Genomic DNA, 18,955 nt, shown 5'->3' with positions numbered 1-18,955 from the left:
AACCTTAAATTCAGGATCTAAGAGACTCTGCGTATAGGCTTTTGAAACAGCAGTAATATCTAAAATTTTGGCTTTGCTTTACAAAATACCCTTCAAAATGGCAAACGAAACTCATCTACTCCGAAAAATGCATAATTAATATAGGGCAATGTCTTGATGATTGATTTCTTTATGATATTACAATAATAAAATATTTTTTCATTCAAAATATTACAAATTTTTTAACCACTATTATTTATTTTATTATTATACTTTTTCATTTTTGAAACACTTTCATGAAATATCTGCTGACTGAACATAATTGCAAGTATTATTGTAATTCCCTGACAAGCTGCACCAATCCAACCAGATAGTTGCGTCACTAAAACAGCTATTACACAGATTAATACTGCTTTTAGCAGGAGGTTACTCATAAAAAATAAATTTATTTCTGGAATAAATTTATTTAATAAATAAATACTCAAAAAACTTTGTAGTAAATAAGCCATAGTAAAGGCAAATGCTAATCCTACTGAACTATATTGAGGAACCAGCACAACGATTAGTCCGATTGATACAACTCCCATGACTATATTAACAAGTAAAGCTATCCAATTACGATTAATTAACTGAAGAGCCATTCCTACAATACCCGATAAAGATATAATTGTTGCCGTAAGCATAATCAATCCCATCAAAAGGTATTCAGATGTAAAATCTTTACCAAAGATAGTTAAAAGTGATTTACTAAAAAGTATAGCTGATACCCCTGTCAGTATGACTATTCCAAAAACAGTTCTATAAGCAATATAAAATAATTTGGAAAACCCGGATATATCACCTTTTCCCAACATTTCGCTCAGGACTGGGCTGAGAGTTGACTGGAGCAAAAATGGTCCCTGTAAAACTAAAATTCGCCACTGGCTAGCTGCATTGTAGCCGCCTAGAGATGAGTAGCCATTCCTTTGCTGGCTCAAAATGGCATTACCTATCCAATTAGTGGGAATGACTAGGAAATTATTGATGACAATTGGCAAAGTGTAATTAACTAAAACTGAAGATTCTAGCCACATATTATCAAAAACAGGCAAAAAGTTATGCCTCTTGCACTCTTTCACTACAGCCAAAATATATATTAGGAAGCTTAAAATATAGGAGATTACGTAAGCAAACATAGCCCCTAACAAACCCCATTGATATGTAAGCATAGCTGTTGCAGGAAACCATACAATCACCTGAGAAAGTGTGGCAAGATTAAGTATTTTAAATGCCTGTAAACCATAAAGAACACCATTACAAACACCAATTAATGATTGTATACCCAGTGCGATCGCAGCGAGTTTAAGCAGGGGTGCTAAACGGGGTTCATTTAAAATATTATTGGCTATAAAATCCGAAAAAATTATTAAAGCACTAGAAGTTATTATGGTTAGAATTACAACCCATGTTGTTGACAGAGCAAATATTCGTGCAGCCCGGACTGGGTAGGTAAGTCTTAGCTCAGAAATAAACTTGGAGCAAGTCGCTCCGTATCCTGAAGACAGCACTCCAAATAACAGTAAAGTGCTTAAGACCATTCCCAGCTCTCCATATCCCTGCTTACCTAAAAGATTAGACTGAATAAGAGCTATTCCGAAAGTTAAAGATCTACTAATGACGGTGCTTACAACTGCCCATGAAATTCCATGTAAGACTCGCTTACTGAGGTTTTTGTCGCCATCAGGGAGCTTAAGAAAACGTACCGTTCTGGAAATGTATTTAACGAAAAACATAAATGTCTACTTAAATCTATCCTATCTATTTGTCAATTAAGGATAGAAAGTAGTTTGTAATGATTATGATATTTGTTGCATTTCTGGCTTAAAGCTAATACCAAAGATTAAGACAGGGCAACATACGAGTTGAGTTAACCTAAATGTTACCCCTGACATCTCAACCAAATGCTACTTCCATCGAACTTCAGTACATAGACGCTGCAATAACGACAGCATTAACCTGCTCCAAAAGCCGCATTCAGCAAGGCGGCTAGGACGGATTGAATCGCTAGCAGCTCATCGGGAGGCTCGCTCAAAAATACGCCGCTACTGGAGTTTATGAGAGCATTGTAGGCTTCAACTGCCGCCGCCAGCCGAACCGCATCGACCCTACCATTTGCAGTTAACCCTTGCAAGTTGGCAACCACGTCACGAGCCAGGGTCGGATTAATGCCTTCAGTAGCATTCACCAGACCGCTTTCCAGCTGGCTGGCGCTAGCAGCAACATTTCCAGTCCCTGTCAAAACGTTCCCCAAGCTGTTATTGGCGGTCTGGGAGTTGACTGTGGCTGCTGCCTGATTGACAGCAGATGCGATCGCCTCCGTTCTGAATGCGAGTCTTCCCCGCCCGCCTCTGTCGGGTATGAAGGCTCCATTGACAACGTCGCTAGTCGTCATAATCGGGCCGGTGACATCTGAACTGAAGCCGGGAGTTTGGGCAAATGCTGTTTCCGAAAACAGTAGAGAAGAACCTAAAACTAAACCTAGACTGAGATTTAAAGAAAGACGTTTGATGTTCATGGCTTTTGTTTTGTGAGCAAAGAACTTAGAAAGTAATGCCGTAACCGACGCCTAGGATAAAACGTGCCCCATCACCAGCATTTCCGGTTACATCAGCAAGCGCTGGAGTGATGATCAGCGGTATATTCTCGAATGGAGCGATCGAAGCACCCACATTCAAATCTTGACCACTCCATTCGGCAATGACCGATATTGGTTGAGCTACGCGCACGCCGATACTACCAAACGGATTGACAGAATCTCTGCCAGCCTCAATATCAGGTACTGAGCGAAAGCGACCCCCACCCAAACCCACAGAGGCAGTAACTGAGGGGGAGAAGCCTGCGGTTGTCCGAGATCCTAGCGGAAAAACTTTACTGACGACACCGTAAACGGTGCTGTACCCCGGATCGGGATTTCCAAAGGTATCTATATTTTCCACTCCAACCGCCACGGCTAGGTCATTAGCAAACTGACGGTGAATCTTGAAGCTGATGCCACCATCTTCAAAGCTATCATCGCCGAATAGGTCATAAATTGAGATAACGCCTTCTACACCCACGGCTTTGCGAGCATCGCCCAGACCAATACCCGCAGCGATTACCCCATCTGCCTTGTTGCTGTTGCGGGTTCTTTCTTGGAAGCCAGCTCCGATAAATGCCTGCCCTCGGTCAGCGCCGAAAGCCGTGGGTGTCGTAATACTAGAATTTCCCCCAATCAACCGCCGCAGCTGTTCTACTATCGGTGGTGCAGGAAGCCGATACTGTTGGCGCAAGGCTGCAACTTGTTCTGCTGTCAGGGGAGGCGGTGTTGTTGCCACTGGTTCGTAGCCAACCACGTAACGAGCGGCAACATCCGTTGGAGGAATCTGCGGCGCTTGCCCAGCATTCACTAAAGCCTGGTAAATAAACGCTGCCACGTCAGCACGGGTGGCTAACTGATTGGGATTTAACAGCGCCACATCTGGATAGTTGACAACCAGTTGATTTTGTGCAGCAGCAGCAACACTAGTGCGGGCATAGGCAGGAATGCTGCCAGCATCCTGAAATAAACCATTTAAAATCGAGGCGGTATCTGCGGTTGGATTCAGGTTAAGTCCGCTGACCAAAGACACCAAGACTTGGACGCGGGGGATGTTTTGATTCGGCTGGAAAACCTGGTTGGGGTATCCTTCTAGAAATCCCGTCCGATAAGCTTCCTGAATCGCCGTGTAACCCCAGTAATTGGCAGGTACATCCACAAAATCCACCGCTTGGCGAATTGCAGGTCTTTGAAAAGCCTTCCGGATCATGGCGGCAAACTGAGCGCGTGTCACCGGCTCGTCAGGACGGAAAGAGCCATCTGGAAAGCCTACGATCACTTCTCGCTGTGCGAGTGCTTCAATAAAGGTCTGCGCCCAGCTACCTTGTACATCCGGGAAGGAGCTGGCTTGAGCCAATTGAGTGGGCGTCGAGACGGCTCCGGGTTGCTGTAAACTTCTTCCTGGGGCGGCTGGATTGCTAATCGCTGGCAGCGAAGAGCTAGAACGGGTGGTGGTTGAAGGAGCAGGCGGGTTAGAACGCAGCGCGTCAGCTCCCAGCATCGTTTTTAAGAGTGCATCACCCATTGAACCGCTACCCTTGGCTGGTGCTGAAGCATTCCCGTTGGTAGAACTTGCCTTGGTGGTAGCCAGACTGGCAGATGCATAGAGGATCGTACTGCCCAAAAACATGGAACTTAGTAGGATGTGTACCCGGTACCACAATTTCTTTTTACTTGCACTGACACGGCTCCTACCTGTTGCTGGCGTCATAACCTTATCCTCCTCATACCCAAAAATTCCTTGCCACCTCAAAGGTACACGAGTTTGGGAAAATTACGTTGGTGATTAAACTTTATACTGCAACTTTTTACGGATTGTATCCGTCAATGGCGTGACTTTGTGTAACGAGGTTTAACAGATTTGGAATGAAGAGTGCTAACTTGAGCGCCAAAAGGCATCGTGAAACAAGTTCTGATTTTTGTAATAGCGGTGCTAGTTTTCCGAAACTGGCTACCCGAACCGTTGTGGGCTTGGCGCTCCTATTTGTGGCGGCAATGACGGTTTCATCACCAGCGATCGCGCAACTCCCCGGATTGCGCCCTTCTGCTGCCCCAGCGGGAACATCTACCAGACGTGGATCGGAGGCCCCATATACTTTAGGCGCAGGCGATCGCGTCCGGCTGGATATTTTTGAGGTTCCTGAATACAGCGGAGAGTACCAGGTGCTAATCGATGGTACGCTCAACCTGCCAATCATTGGCAGCGTAGCCGTTCAGGGATTGAGCCTCGAAAGAGCAACCGATGAAATTTCTAGCAGATACGGTCGCTACATCCGACGCCCCTTGCTGACCATTACTCTGCTGGCACCCCGTCCGGTCAAAATCGCCGTGGCTGGGGAAGTCAATCGTCCGGGTTCCTACACGGTTAACTTAACCGAAGGCACTCAATTTCCCACCGTCACGCAAGCACTACAATTGGCTGGGGGCATTACTCAAGCCGCCAATATCCGCCAAGTAGAACTGCGCCGCCTTTCGCCCGGTTCATCGGGAGTCATCGCTGTCAATCTCTGGGAATTACTCAACAACGGTGATTTGAGTCAAGACCTTACCTTGCGAGATGGAGACTCGCTGTTTATCCCCACCAGCCCCCAAATCAACGCCGATGAATCCCGTACCTTAGCGGATGCCAGCTTTGCGCCCCAGAACACCGGGCCGATCAAGATTGTCGTAGTCGGAGAAGTATCCCGTCCAGGGCCTTATATCGTGTCACCAACGACCATTGCCACTGCGAATACTCCCCCTGAGGCGAATGCGACTGCGGCTTCTAGCAGCACTCCTGCCACCGTAACCCAAGCCATTCAAGTCGCAGGGGGAATTACCTCCTTAGCAGATATTCGCCAGGTTCAAGTCCGCCGTTCCGCCCGTTCAGGACCCGAAAAAGTCCTCAATATCAACCTCTGGCAACTTTTACAGTCCGGGGATGTCACCCAAGATGTCATCTTGCAAGAGGGAGATACCGTGGTGGTGCCTACTGCTAGCAATATCGATCCCTCTGAGGTACCCCAAGTCGCATCGGCTAGCTTCTCTCCCAATACCATTCGGGTCAATGTGGTCGGGGAAGTTGCCAAAGCAGGGACGATTGAACTGCCACCCAATACGACCTTGAATCAAGCGGTGCTGGCAGCCGGAGGATTTAACAATCGTGCCCGGAGGAGTTCGGTAGAGCTAATTCGTCTCAACGCCAATGGCACCATATCAAAGCGGAACGTCCCGGTCAATTTTGCTCAGGGCATCAACGATCAAAACAATCCGATTCTACGCAATAACGACGTGGTGGTGGTGAACCGCTCTAACCTCGCTAATTTCTCAGACACGCTGGGGACGGTGTTGAGTCCGCTGGGAGGGGTTTTCAGCTTATTCAACTTCTTTAGAATCTTCGAGTAAAAACGTGGCTGCCTAGGTCTGGAGAGCCACAATCAAGAGCTGAGTAAAAAATTCGATCGTTTGGATGTAGCATCCTGCACATTCATGGTACAAAATGAGGCTAGAACCAGGAATCTCCCTGGCGATCGCGTCAACCAAGCCAACAAGGTGCAGGGGTTTAGATGGAAGCGGGCCAATTTTCTCAACCGTCATCGCCGAAAGGGAATGGCAAGCAATTTCAGCCATTGCCGCTAACCGACGAAACTCAGTTTCTGGAAAACAGCCAGGACGACTTGAATGTTCGTCAGCTCTTGAATGTGGTGCGTCGCCGTGCTTTGGTGATTGCGGGGGTGGCGATCGTTGTCACGACTGGAATCGGCTTATGGACATTCAGCCAGACACCCAAGTATGAAGGAAAGTTCCAACTCCTGGTGGAACCCGTCACGGCTGAAAATAAGCTGACTAAACTTACTCAATTGCAGGCAATCGAGCCAGCTCTCAACGACTCTAGTCTGGATTACGAAACCCAAATTAAAGTTTTACTTAGTTCTGAACGGATGGCGGCATTCATCGCTCAGATCCAAAAGCGCTATCCCGATATCGACTATGAATCACTCATTCTTGAAAACAACCTAACAATTACCCAAATAGATAAAACAAAAATTTTAGAAGTACGTTACCGCGATACCGATCCCGACAAAATCAAGTATGTATTATTCGAGTTGGCTAAAGTTTATTTGAGGTACTCTCTTCAGGAGCGGCAAACTAACCTCAACCAGGGAATTAAGTTTGTAGACGGTCAACTTCCTGGACTTCAACAACGGGTGGACAAACTCCAGGGACAACTGCAAACGTTCCGGCAGCGTTACAACATCCTCGATCCGGAAGAACAAGCCAAACAACTTGCCGTGCTAGCCTCAAATGTTGAGGAACAAAAACTCGATAACCAACTAAAACATAATGAAGTCCGTTCGTTGTATGCAACGTTACAAAAGCAGTTAGGATTACCCCCCAATCAAGCGATCGCAGCCGCATCTCTTTCGGAAGCACCCCGCTACCAACAGTTACTCAACAAACTCAAGGAAGTCGAAACCAAGCTTGCTACCGAGTCAGCCCGGTTTCTGGAAGAAAGCCCTACTATTCAATCACTCAAAGAGCAGAAGCAAAATTTGCTGCCCTTGTTGCAACAAGAAGCGGCGGCGGTACTGGGAAATAACCTGTCTGGTATCAACGAACGGCAATATTTGTCTTCCCCTAGCACGGTGCGCCTAGAGCTGATTCAGCAATTTGTAGATGCAGCAAACCAAGTTCAGGTTTTGGAAGTTCGTGGCAATGCGATCGCCCAAGCCGAAAAGCGCTTAAATCAACAAGTTAGACTACTGCCCCTGATTGCCCGTCAGTACACAGATTTACAGCGGGAACTCAACGTCGCAACCGAGAGTTTAAACCGCTTTCTAGCCGTTCGGGAAACCCTGCAAATTGAAGCAGCACAGAAAGCTCTCCCCTGGCAGCTAATCGCCAAACCCCAAAAGCCAGAAGATCCTATCTTTCCCAAGCCCAAGCGGAATCTGATATTAGGCGCGATCGCTGGGGTAATGTTAGGGCTGGCATCTGCCTTATTAGCAGAGCGACTCGACAATGTTTTCCACTCCCCCGAAGAACTCAAAGACAGCACCCGACTACCCATTCTTGGCTTGATTCCCCACCACAAAGAACTCAAACTATTCAAACCCATCGCAGAACTCGCCAACTTCGCCCAGCCAAATGGAAACGGAGCCTCAGCCAAAAACCAAAACGGAGAGACCCCATCCAAAGAGCGTGCCACCACTCGCAAAGCTAGTTGGTACAATGCTTCTCCCTTCTTAGAATCCTTCCGTTCTCTCCATACCAATATTCGTTTTCTCGGTTCTGATACCCCCATCCACTCGCTAGTGGTTAGCTCAGCGTCCCCAGGTGATGGTAAATCCACTGTATCCGTACACCTAGCACAGGCGGCTGCGGCAATGGGACAGCGAGTTTTGTTGGTAGATGCAGATTTGCGGCGTCCTCAGGTTCATAATGTCCTCGGTTTAGAAAATCACCAGGGGCTGAGCAACGTCATTGCCACAGGTCTAACTCCCAGAGAAGCCATCCAGCGCTTGCCCTCCTGGGACAATCTCTACGTGCTAACCGCTGGACAAATCCCACCAGACCCAACCAGACTGCTTTCCTCCAAGCGAATGCAGTATTTGATGGAGCAGTTGAACGCTGTTTTTGATCTAGTGATTTATGACACGCCACCGATACTAGGTCTGGCAGATGGCAGACTCCTGGCTGTCCATACCAATGGCGTGATCATGGTAGCGAGACTGGGCAAAACCGATCGCTCCATCCTGCTACAAGCGATAGATGCATTAAAAATCTCTAGTGCCCCCGTCTTGGGTATGGTTGCCAACGGTGTGAGAAGAAACGCCGGTGGATCGTACTATTACTACGATCGCTACTACACCTCTAATCAAGAATCAGAAGTAGAGAATGCCAAGAAACTCTTGCAAAAGAAACTTGGATTGCGCTAGCTCTTGGCGATTAATTGTTAAGAATTAGTCATTAGTTTCTAGTCATTTTTTTAAATCATGGATAGAACTAATGACTGATAACTAACCGCTAAGCTCCATAAAAAGAGCGATACCACTCAACAAAACGCGGAATTCCAACCTCAATGGGTGTACTAGGCTTGAACCCAACATCTCTTTGTAGATCGCTAATATCGGCATAAGTTTCAGGAACATCTCCCGGTTGCATTGGCAGCATATTTTTCACTGCCTTCGTACCGAGGCAATCTTCCAAAACCTCGATAAAACGCCCTAATTCAACCGGCGTATTATTGCCAATATTGTAAATTTTATAAGGTGCGGCACTCACTCCCGGATCGGAGTCAGCTCCTGCTAGATCAGGATTTGGTTGTGGAATTTTATCAGCTACTCGTAAAACTCCTTCTGCAATGTCATCAATGTATGTAAAATCGCGCCGCATTTTACCATAATTAAAAACATCAATCGGACGCCCTCCTAAAATGGCTTTGGTAAACAAAAACATTGCCATATCTGGACGACCCCACGGCCCATATACTGTAAAAAAGCGCAAGCCAGTCGTTGGTAAACCATACAAATGACTGTAGGTATGCGCCATCAGTTCATTTGCCTTTTTACTAGCTGCATACAAGCTGACCGGATGATCTACATTGTCATGCACCGAAAAAGGCATTTTCTTATTTGCCCCATAAACTGAACTAGAAGAAGCAAACACCAAGTGTTTAACTTGCGAATGCCGACACCCCTCTAAGATATTCGTAAATCCCACCAAATTGCTATCAACATAAGCATGGGGATTTTGCAGCGAGTAACGTACACCGGCTTGGGCAGCCATATGTAGTACTTGTTCAATCTGGGAATTCGCGAATAACTCAGCAATTCCTTGACGGTCAGCCAAGTCAAGTTTGTAAAATTGGAAATTATTTTTGTCCTTCAGTTGCTCCAGACGAGCTTGTTTTAAATTGACATCATAATAATCATTGAGATTATCGATGCCAATGACCTCTTCTCCTCTATCTAGCAGCAGTTTACACAAGTAAAAACCAACAAAACCAGCGGCACCAGTAACTAAAATTTTCCCCATATTTTTGTTTCTACTAGCTGTTAGCAGGTTGGTAATTGATGTAGCGTCATTGACAAATAATGGCGATGAGCGCGACAAATCCAAAGGCGTTCAAGTCCAAAGTCTAGCCCAATTACTCAGTCGAATGCCATAGTTCCGCACATGAACCCCTGGTGACACTAAGGGTTCATGTGCCCTTACAACCCCATCAAACTGATGCAAGCTACCTGGAGCGTGTCCTGTGTACGCTCCAGGCAGCTAACTGGGAGCATTTTGTTGATGAGAGCGAAAAGCGCTACGCGAGGAGCGCAGGTACGTGTATACGCTCCTCACGTAGCGTATGCTGCTTTATGCGGCTACTCCCTTACCTGCATCTGCCGCCTAGGAGACGCTCCTGCTTCCCTGAAACAAGGAACTATCCCAGCCGTGTCTAGTCTGATGAAGAGCTTTAAGTTTAATTCTGCTTAGCGTCGGATTACGGGGTTTGTCTATTCCGTTTCATTTTGCCCATTCAACTTAAGTCTGTCACCTTACCTATGGTAATCACTCACCTGCACAAATTTTTAACAACCTCGACTGCTAAAACTTCTAAATCTCAGATGATATTTTGGTTCACTTTAAGCTTAACTTTCGCCCTCATTTATAGTTTTTTGGGACTCAAGCAGGCTTTCAGTAGCTCGTATGTGGTGCAAGATGATGCGCGGGTATATGTGTTTTGGATGCAGCGATTTGTAGACTCAAGCTTGTTTCCGAATGATTTTATTGCTGACTATTTTCAAGCTATAACCCCCTCGGGATATGCTGCTTTCTATCGATTGATAGCATTTTTGGGGATTGAGCCACTTGGCTTGAGTAAATTACTACCAGTCTTTTTGACACTGCTGACAACCACCTACTGTTTTGCAGTCTGCCTGGAAATATTTCCGGTACCAGCAGCAGGATTTATTAGTACGCTGCTACTCAATCAAAATCTTTCTATGAGAGATGATTTAGTTTCTAGCACTCCCCGATCTTTTATTTATTTATTTTTTCTAGCATTTTTGTACTATCTACTGCGGCGCTCTTTATTTTTATGTCTAGGCGCGATCGCTTTGGCTGGATTGTTTTATCCCCCGTTGTTGTTCATTTTAGCCGGAATCTTAATCTTGAGACTGTGGCGCTGGGACGGACAGCGACTCCATCTATCTAAGAATCGGCTTGATTATCTGTTCGGCGCTACTGGGCTGGGATTTTGCCTGCTAGCGATCTTGCCCTATGCTTTGAAATCCTCTGAAGTTGGCCCAGCGATCGCTGGGATGGAGCTAAGATCGCTACCAGCATTTTCTCAAACGGGAAGAATTCCTTTTTTTGATAACACTAATCCCCTGTGGTTTTGGCTATTTGGGCAACATAGTGGTCTTTTGCCTAATGTGTTTGAACATCCCCTATCTCTGCTGGGATTATTCTTGCCAATCTTGATGCGCTATCCCGACAGGTTTCCCCTAATTAAGCAAATTGCCAGCAACATCACCATTTTGCCTCAGATTGCGCTAGCATCTTTCGGGATATTTTTGGCTGCTCATGCCATGCTCTACAAGCTTTTTGCTCCGGCTCGTTACACGCGATATAGCTTCAAGTTGGTGATGATTTTGAGTGCAGCAATCGTATTAGTCGCACTGCTTGATGCAGTTTTTAAATGGGCAAAGCAGCAAGATAAATTTTTAATTCGACGGCAGTTCATAGCTTTGGGATTCACTACTCTCTTAGGAACTACAATGCTCTTTTATCCGTACTTATTGGAGAAATTTCCAAACAGTAACTATGTCGTTGGTAAGGCACCTGCACTATATGAATTTTTTCAGGAACAACCTAAAAATATTCTGATTGCTTCTTTATCGGAAGAAGTGGATAACCTGCCTACTTTTTCCCAGAGAGCTATTTTAGTCGGGTGGGAGTATGCAAATCCTTATCATGTAATATACGAGCGTCAAATTCGCCAACGAGCTACCGATTTAATTCACACTCAGTACACTCAGAATTTGGCAGAAATTCAAAATTTTATTCAAACCTATGATGTGGATTTTTTCTTGCTGGATCGCGCAGCATTTACTTCTGAATATATTACCAACAATCCTTGGTTTAGGCAGTGGCAGCCGCTAGCGAAAGAGATGTTAGGAATGCTAGATCGGGGAATGATTCCAGCCATGTCTGGTTTGATGCAGCGTTGTTCGGTTTTTGAGACAGGGGAGCTGGTTGTACTGCAAGCCAAATGTATGATTAAAGCCACCCTAGATTAAATACTAGTGAAATCATTTCCAGCTTAAGGTCGCCACAAATAAAGGGTTATCAGTGGCTACTGCGATAGACTCGAACTGACTCTTTCAGCGCTAGGCTAACGCCTCGCTTCGCATGAGCGCGATCGCCGCCAATCTTCTACGAACCAAAATCAGAAATCAAAACTCTAAAAGAGAATGATTTTTAGAAAATGGACGGATTGGTGAAACATATCAGCGCTACTCAAGTCTTTTGGATTATGCATTGATTGTAGGTTAAGAGTGTCACCTACGCGATCGCAGGCAGACCCTTTCAAAGCAAGTCTCATTCTGCGTACGCGAGTGTGGGAAAATTCCCAAATATAAGGAACAGGTGTAAGGAGCAGAGTTGACACTTAACATAGGACAAGCCGATAGTATTCATCGGTAGAAGCCTGTAATCATGTCTAAAGACACCCTCGTTACCGCCGTTGCTAGTTTTCTATGAAGAACTCCCCAAATTCGGGTAATGAAACAGCAGCTACCCGTTCCAACCGGCGTCTATGGGTACTCTTAAGCCGCACCGGCCTTGGCCTGGGAATTATCCTGTTGCTTGGCACAATTGGCGGGGTCTGGTGGGCGTGGATTTTTGTCCATCAGCGGTTAGCACCAATTGTTGAAGAAAATCTCAGTCAAACGCTGAAACGACCCGTGCAACTGGGGAAAGTCGAAGGCTTTTCCATCAACAATCTGCGCTTTGGTGCCTCCTCGATACCAGTTACGCCCACTGACCCCGACCGCGCTTCGGTAGAGGGTGTAGACGTGGTTTTTGATCCACTAGCGCTTCTCTTTAGGCGGACTTTGGAGCTAGATATTACCCTGGTCAACCCTGATATTTACGTTGAACAAGACAAAGAAGGGCGCTGGGTTTCTACGGAACTGAAGTCAGAAGAACCGAGCGGGCCGATTAAGACGGATATCCAAAGCGTTCGGGTTCAAAATGCAGACGTTGTGCTGGTACCAACGCCCAAAATTGTAGAGAGGAAAAAAGGCAGCCAGGAAGCAAGAGGAAATGTAGATGCAACGCTGCCCTCTCAAAATCTCCCGCGCAGTAACACTCAAGACACCCTCTCCAGACGACTGGAATCTCTGCTTCCTAGAGCAGAGAGGAGGGGGGTACCAGTCGCTTTTCGTCAGGTAGGCGGTACGGCTCGCTTTTTCGATAACAACCAGCGGATTCGCTTTGATGTCAGCGCTCAATCTCAGGTCGAATTAGGGGCACCGACAAAAAGTGTCCCTCAAAAACAGCAGGCCAATCCAACACCTGCGCCCATCCAAAGCAGCCTCAAACTTTCTGGTGAATACCGCGCCCCAACCGGACAAACCAACCTGCAAGTTCAAGGGCAGAACCTGAGTGCAGTCGATGTCGATCGTTTAGCGAAGCTGCCAATAGACTTGTATGCAGGGCTGTTGGATGGCAACTTGGAAGTCCGATTCCAAAATGAAGAGCGAGCCACATTTCTGGGAACAGCTATCCTCAAAAATGTGAAAGCGCAGGTTGCAGAGGTGCCGCAACCGTTTAACAATGCCAACGGACTCTTGCGATTCAACGGATATGCGATCGCGCTGGAGAATGTCAGCGCTCTTTACGGTCAGGTTCCCGCAGTTGCCAATGGGGTTATTGATACCCAAGAAGAAAAGGGTGGGTACAACATTGCCGCCCAAGTGAAATCGGTCGCGATCGCGACTGCCCTCAATACTCTCAAAGTAGAGTCACCCTTCCCCGTAACTGGACAAGTCCGTGTTGACGTGCAGCTCAAAGGAGCGCTGGAAAAACCGATCCTCTCAGGAACCGTCGCCACCCTCCAGCCCACCGAAAAAGTGCCCCTAATCGTAGATAAGGTAAACTTTCGCGGCATCAGCGGTCAATTTCAGATGATCGATACCCTCCTCACCATTACCAACATCCGTGCCTTGCCTAGCGTTGGCGGCAGACTGGCTGGTAATGGTCGCATTCAGATGGGCGACAAAGGAGGATTGGTATTCGATGTCATCGGTCAAGACATTCCAGGGGATGCCGTTGCCCAGATTTACAACGCCAAGCCGAGCAATATCCAAATCGGCACCGTAGCCGCCAAAGCACAGCTTTTTGGCACCACCGGCAACCTCCAGACCGTCGTGCAAGTTCAGGCACCCCAAGCCACCTACCCAGGCAGTGGAGAAGTCATCGTTACTCAGGACAAAACCTACTTTCGCAACACGACTCTGAGGGTTGGGGCAGGCACCGTCAACCTCAAAGGTCAGGTGGCAGAGGGTCGCTGGGAAGTGGCAGGCGTTGCCGATGATGTTCAACTAGCACGTTTGGCAGAACTCCCGCCACAGTTGCAGTCAGCCCAGGCAGATGGGGCGTTTAATCTAGCGGGAAGTGTCAATTCTTTCCAAGCGGAAACGATTCGCGGCACCGCACAAGCGAATGTCCGGGTTGCTGGTGGCACCGTCAAGGCATCAAAAATTGCGCTGAATGCAGGGCGCTGGCAAGCTTCTGGGCAGGCCTCTGCTGTCCAGTTGAGGCAGCTAGCCCCGCAACTGCCACCGCAATTCCAAAATCAAACCGCAAATGGTTCTTTTAGCTTATCTGGAAGTCTAGCTGCCTTTAAACCGGAAACTATTAGTGGCACCGCCTCGGTTCAACTGAATATTGGCGGGGGCAGCGTCAATGCCTCAAACGTTCGGCTGAACAACGGTCGTTGGCAAGCTTCTGGACAAGCGTCTGCCATTCAATTAGCAACCGTTTTGCCCCAATCACCCGTCCAAGGGCGACTCAATAATGGTTCCTTCAACCTGTCAGGAAGTTTGGCGGCTTTCACCCCGGAAACGATTAGCGGGACTGCCCAAGGAAATCTTCAGGTGGGCGGTGGTCGCGTCAGTGCCACCAACGTGGAATTTGGCAATGGTCGCTGGCAAGCTTCTGGGCAAGCTTCTGGCATCCAGTTGGCAACGGTGTTGCCCCAAATTCCCCCGCAATTTCGAGGTCAGCTGAATAATGCTTCTTTTAACGTTTCCGGGAGTCTGGAAAATGTCAGCGCCGAAACGATTAGCGGCACAGCTTCAGGGCGTCTGAATCTTGGCGGTGGCACGGTTACTGCCTCGACTGTCCAGTTTCAGAACGGTCGCTGGCAAGCTCGCGGACAAGCATCTAGGGTACAACTAGCAAGGGTGTTTCCCGAACTGCCGCCGCAATTCCAAGGTCGGCTGAATAATAGTTCTTTTAATGTATCGGGGAGTCTGGCGGCGTTTAGCCCGCAAACCGTTACCGGAACAGCTTCTGGAAGCCTGAATGTGGGTGGGGGAACCGTCAGTGCCGCCAATGTAGAGTTTGGCAACGGTCGCTGGCAAGCTCGCGGACAAGCGTCTGAGGTTCAGTTAGCAACGCTATTTCCCGAACTGCCACCGCAATTCCAAGGTCAGTTGAATAATGGTTCTTTTAATGTATCGGGAAGTCTGGCGGCTTTTACGCCAGAAACTCTTAGCGGCACGGCTTCTGGAAGCCTGAACTTGGCTGGAGGCAGCGTCAGTGCCGCCAACGTAGAGTTTGGCAACGGTCGCTGGCAAGCGTCTGGTGAGGCGTCCAATATCCAACTTGCTAGGGTGTTTCCCCAATCGCCCCAATTCCAAGGTCAGCTAAATAATGGTTCTTTTAACCTATCCGGAAGCTTAGCCGCTTTCAGCCCCGAAACGATTACTGGCACGGCTTCTGGAAATTTGAACTTGGGTGAGGGAAGCGTCAGTGCCACCAACCTACAGTTCGGCAACGGGCGCTGGCAAGCATCTGGCGAGGCGAATGGCGTCCAGTTGGCAAAAGTATTTCCCCAACTGCCCCCGCAATTCCAAGGTCGGCTGAATAATAGTTCCTTCAACCTATCCGGCAGTTTGGCTGCCTTCACCCCGGCAACCCTGAACGGGACGATTTCTGGAAGTTTAAATGTGGGGGATGGCACCCTCACCGCCTCAAATGTTCAACTCCAAGACGGGCGCTTTGCGGGTTCAATTTCTGCTAATAATGTTGACCTGGAACAGCTTGTCGCAGCATTACCAGATTCCGTGCCGGTTCCGGCGCTGCGAGGACGGGTGAGTGGTAGCGTGGATGCTTCCGGGTCGCTGACTGCTGTCAATCCGGCGGCTATCCGAGCCACCGGACAGTTGCGCGTCGAGGATTTTGCCGCCAATGACTTAGTGTTCGACCCCATTCTCACCGGGCAAATCAATTTAGTCCCCGGACAGCCGAGTAGCGTTGAGCTAGCAGGCAATCAACAAGACCGGATTTCGCTGGTGTTGTCGCCTAGCTATCAACCCGTCTCTTTTTTAGTGAAACGTGACGAGGTGCTGGCACAAGGCAACCGCGAGGGCGATTTGTTGGTGGTGGATGTGCAAAACGTTCCGCTCAAATTGTTGAAAGATTTAGCTCCCCAGAATGCCTTAGCAAGTCTACCGCCAGCGATCGCATCCCAACCCATCGAAGGTAAACTTTCTGGTGATTTTATCCTGAATCTCGCCAATTTTAATGTTGCCGGGAATGATGTAGCGATCGCTCAACCCGTGCTTGGTACCATTAAAGGCGATTTGCTGACCATCGGCAGTTTCCGCTATGCCGATGGTACCGCCACCTTGGATGGGGGAGAGTTCCGCCAAGGCGAAAGTCTATACGCCCTCGCCGGTAGCGTCACTCAAACCTCCAGCGGCCCAGAACTGCAAGGTTCGCTGAAAGTGGCTCAAGGAAAAATCCAAAACGTCCTCCCCCTCCTGCAAATCTTTGATTTACAAGACCTCGCCAGAGGCGGACAACCTCCTACCTATGCCAGCGCCGCTGAGGTTAAACCCCAACCCGTTGGTCTACCCAATGCGACCCTGGAAGCTCAACTGCGCCGCTTGTCGGAAATAGAAGCCATCCTTGCCGCCCAGAAAGAGGAACGGGAAGCTTCGCCCATTCCCGAACTCAAAGACCTCACCGGCAATTTCTCCGGCGGAATCAAAGTAGCAGCTTCCCCTAGACAAGGCATTAACCTCGACTTTGACTTTGGCGGCAATAACTGGAAGTGGGGCAGAGACGACCAGCCCAATCGTCTCTACACCGCTGATAATGTGATTGTCAAAGGCAGCTTCCAAAACGGCGTCCTCACCCTTCTGCCCTTACGAATTGAATCTGAAGAAACGCTGCTTGCCTTCACTGGCACCCTTGGCGGAACCGAACAAAGCGGTCAGCTGCGCCTGAGAAATGTCCCTGTCGCCCCATTCCAACAGTTCGCCAATTTACCAGTCGATATCACCGGGAATCTCAATGGAACCGCAACCCTAGCAGGCAGCATCAACAATCCCCAAGCCATCGGCGAACTGGCTCTCACCGATGCCACCCTGAACCAAACCGCCGTCCAAGCGGCGCGGGGCAGTTTCCGATACACCAATGCTCGTCTGACCTTCAGCAGCACCATCGCCACTGCCGAATCTGGAGAGCAGGCAAGCCCGGAAGCTGGGGAGACTCGGCTCGATACTCAACCTGCAACAACTCCTCGTACCCCATCTCCAATCGCCAGTATCCCCTCGACGACTCAAATCACTGGCAGCATTCCCTTTTATCAGTTGCCCTTTGCCTCCGTTGCACCCGATAACAACCAACTCAGCCTGGATTTAAACGTTCAAAATGAGGGACTTTCCCTGTTAAACCTGCTTTCGCGTTCTGCTGTCACTTGGGTGGATGGTACCGGACAAGTGCAACTCAACGTTCAGGGTACGGTGAATCCAAATACGGGCAAATTAAACCAGCTTGTCGCTAACGGGATTGCGACTGTTGACGATGCCACTATCAAAGCGCAAGCTTTGCCCGAACCGCTTACCGATGTCAACGGTAGGGTCTTATTTAACTTTGACCGCATCCAAGTAGAAAACTTCCGGGGTGACTTTAGTGGTGGTGAAGTGGTCGCCTCCGGAGCCATCCCCATCTCAGGCACGGGGCAAGAGTCGGGGGATAAACTCACGGTTAGCCTTGAAAAACTCGCTGTAAATTTGAAAGGGTTATACTCAGGCGGCGTCAACGGCAACGTGGAGATTACTGGCTCGGCTCTCAATCCGCAAATTGGGGGTGAAGTGCGACTTGCCGATGGTCGGGTGCTGATAGGAGAGACGGCAGGGGATGGCACAAACGGAACGGCTTCACCCGGTGGTGGTACCGCTACCCCATCATCGCCAACCTCTAACGAGCAACCCTTCACTCCCGCATTTAATAACCTGCAACTGGCTTTAGACAAAGGCGTCGAAATCTCCCGCCCACCGCTGCTGAGTTTCCAGGCGACTGGTGGCTTTACTCTCAATGGCACTTTGGATGAACCTCAGCCAAAGGGGACGATTCGGCTAACCAGGGGTCAGGTGAATCTATTTACGACTCAGTTCCGCTTGGCACGCGGCTACGAACACACGGCTGAGTTTACCCCCAGTGAGGGACTTGACCCGGTTCTGGATATTCGGCTGGTCGCGTCTGTTTCCGAAGTAACCCGCAGCCGGATTGCTGACACAACCGCCACGGGTATTGTGAGTAGTGAAATTAGCGATGTTCCCGCTACCAATTTGGGGGCATTGCGAACGGTTCGCATTCAAGCCAGAGCCACAGGTTCGGCAAGTCAATTGGCAGATAATCTGGAGCTAACTAGTAATCCGCCTCGCAGCGAGAGCGAAATTGTCGCCCTTTTGGGTGGCGGCTTTGTGGAAACGCTGGGTCGAGGAGATACCACGCTAGGACTCGCAAACTTGGCAGGTTCGGCACTGTTGACACCTTTCCAAAATGTGGTGGGAGATGCGTTGGGATTGAGCGAGTTTCGCTTGTTCCCCACAGTAGTGAGGGATGAAAAGTCCCGCACTTCAACGTTGGGCTTGGCGGCAGAAGTTGGGGTTTCCGTCACTCCTAAGCTTTCTGCCTCTGTATCGAAGATTTTGACGGCTGATGAGCCTCCTGAGTTTGGTGTCACTTATCGAGTCAATAATGAGATTCTGCTGCGAGGTGGCACCGATTTGTCTGGGGAAACCAGGGGAGTGGTGGAGTATGAAAAGCGCTTCTGAAAAAAAGGACTGAGGGGTAAGGACTGAGGAC

At 48.5% G+C, this 18,955-nt stretch carries 8 protein-coding genes; 4 read left to right on the top strand and 4 right to left on the bottom strand.

The window, feature by feature from the left end:
* Positions 1 to 221: 221 nt before the first annotated feature.
* The 3 genes from NC996_RS21220 to NC996_RS21210 form a co-directional block, all read right to left on the bottom strand.
* Entirely contained in the window at positions 222 to 1,751 is a 1,530-nt protein-coding gene (locus NC996_RS21220; RefSeq protein WP_190684247.1) for an oligosaccharide flippase family protein, read from the bottom strand.
* Positions 1,752 to 1,969: 218 nt separating this feature from the next.
* The gene (locus tag NC996_RS21215) at positions 1,970 to 2,533 is read right to left on the bottom strand and encodes a hypothetical protein (protein ID WP_190684243.1); all 564 of its coding nucleotides are present in this window, start codon (positions 2,531 to 2,533) and stop codon (positions 1,970 to 1,972) included.
* Positions 2,534 to 2,558: 25 nt separating this feature from the next.
* The gene (locus NC996_RS21210) at positions 2,559 to 4,304 is read right to left on the bottom strand and encodes an S-layer homology domain-containing protein (protein ID WP_190434874.1); all 1,746 of its coding nucleotides are present in this window, start codon (positions 4,302 to 4,304) and stop codon (positions 2,559 to 2,561) included.
* A 155-nt stretch (positions 4,305 to 4,459) separates the two neighbouring features.
* Between NC996_RS21210 and NC996_RS21205 the strand changes: the two genes are divergently transcribed.
* Together NC996_RS21205 and NC996_RS21200 are read left to right on the top strand one after the other, a co-directional pair.
* Entirely contained in the window at positions 4,460 to 5,977 is a 1,518-nt protein-coding gene (locus tag NC996_RS21205) for an SLBB domain-containing protein (RefSeq protein ID WP_190684241.1), read from the top strand.
* A 161-nt stretch (positions 5,978 to 6,138) separates the two neighbouring features.
* Positions 6,139 to 8,511 carry a polysaccharide biosynthesis tyrosine autokinase gene (locus tag NC996_RS21200; protein WP_190684239.1) on the top strand — a complete coding sequence of 791 codons (2,373 nt, stop codon included), beginning with the start codon at positions 6,139 to 6,141 and terminating at the stop codon, positions 8,509 to 8,511.
* Positions 8,512 to 8,599: 88 nt separating this feature from the next.
* On the opposite strand, the gene NC996_RS21195 is transcribed toward NC996_RS21200, so the two are convergent.
* Entirely contained in the window at positions 8,600 to 9,610 is a 1,011-nt protein-coding gene (locus tag NC996_RS21195; protein ID WP_190684236.1) for an NAD-dependent epimerase, read from the bottom strand.
* A gap of 515 nt (positions 9,611 to 10,125) precedes the next feature.
* Between NC996_RS21195 and NC996_RS21190 the strand changes: the two genes are divergently transcribed.
* Both NC996_RS21190 and NC996_RS21185 read left to right on the top strand, forming a co-directional pair.
* Positions 10,126 to 11,865, top strand: coding sequence for a hypothetical protein (locus NC996_RS21190; protein WP_190684233.1), 1,740 nt, complete (start codon positions 10,126 to 10,128; stop codon positions 11,863 to 11,865).
* Between the two features lie 459 nt (positions 11,866 to 12,324).
* On the top strand, positions 12,325 to 18,924 hold the full coding sequence (locus NC996_RS21185) for a translocation/assembly module TamB (protein ID WP_190684230.1): 6,600 nt from the start codon (positions 12,325 to 12,327) through the stop codon (positions 18,922 to 18,924).
* Positions 18,925 to 18,955 lie beyond the last annotated feature (31 nt).

Origin of the sequence: Trichocoleus sp. ST-U2 (assembly GCF_039961875.1) — a bacterium.
Lineage (GTDB): Bacteria > Cyanobacteriota > Cyanobacteriia > Cyanobacteriales > FACHB-T130 > FACHB-T130.
The sequence above is the reverse complement of the archived record's forward strand: the minus strand, read 5'-3'. Positions and strand labels throughout refer to the sequence as shown.

What these genes read in the sequence shown, in the direction of transcription:
- NC996_RS21195 (WP_190684236.1), bottom strand. Translation starts at nt 9,610, where the DNA reads ATGGGGAAAATTTTAGTTACTGGTGCCGCTGGTTTTGTTGGTTTTTAC.
- NC996_RS21220 (WP_190684247.1), bottom strand. Translation starts at nt 1,751, where the DNA reads ATGTTTTTCGTTAAATACATTTCCAGAACGGTACGTTTTCTTAAGCTC.
- NC996_RS21185 (WP_190684230.1), top strand. Translation starts at nt 12,325, where the DNA reads ATGAAGAACTCCCCAAATTCGGGTAATGAAACAGCAGCTACCCGTTCC.
- NC996_RS21205 (WP_190684241.1), top strand. Translation starts at nt 4,460, where the DNA reads ATGAAGAGTGCTAACTTGAGCGCCAAAAGGCATCGTGAAACAAGTTCT.
- NC996_RS21210 (WP_190434874.1), bottom strand. Translation starts at nt 4,304, where the DNA reads ATGACGCCAGCAACAGGTAGGAGCCGTGTCAGTGCAAGTAAAAAGAAA.
- NC996_RS21215 (WP_190684243.1), bottom strand. Translation starts at nt 2,533, where the DNA reads ATGAACATCAAACGTCTTTCTTTAAATCTCAGTCTAGGTTTAGTTTTA.
- NC996_RS21200 (WP_190684239.1), top strand. Translation starts at nt 6,139, where the DNA reads ATGGAAGCGGGCCAATTTTCTCAACCGTCATCGCCGAAAGGGAATGGC.
- NC996_RS21190 (WP_190684233.1), top strand. Translation starts at nt 10,126, where the DNA reads ATGGTAATCACTCACCTGCACAAATTTTTAACAACCTCGACTGCTAAA.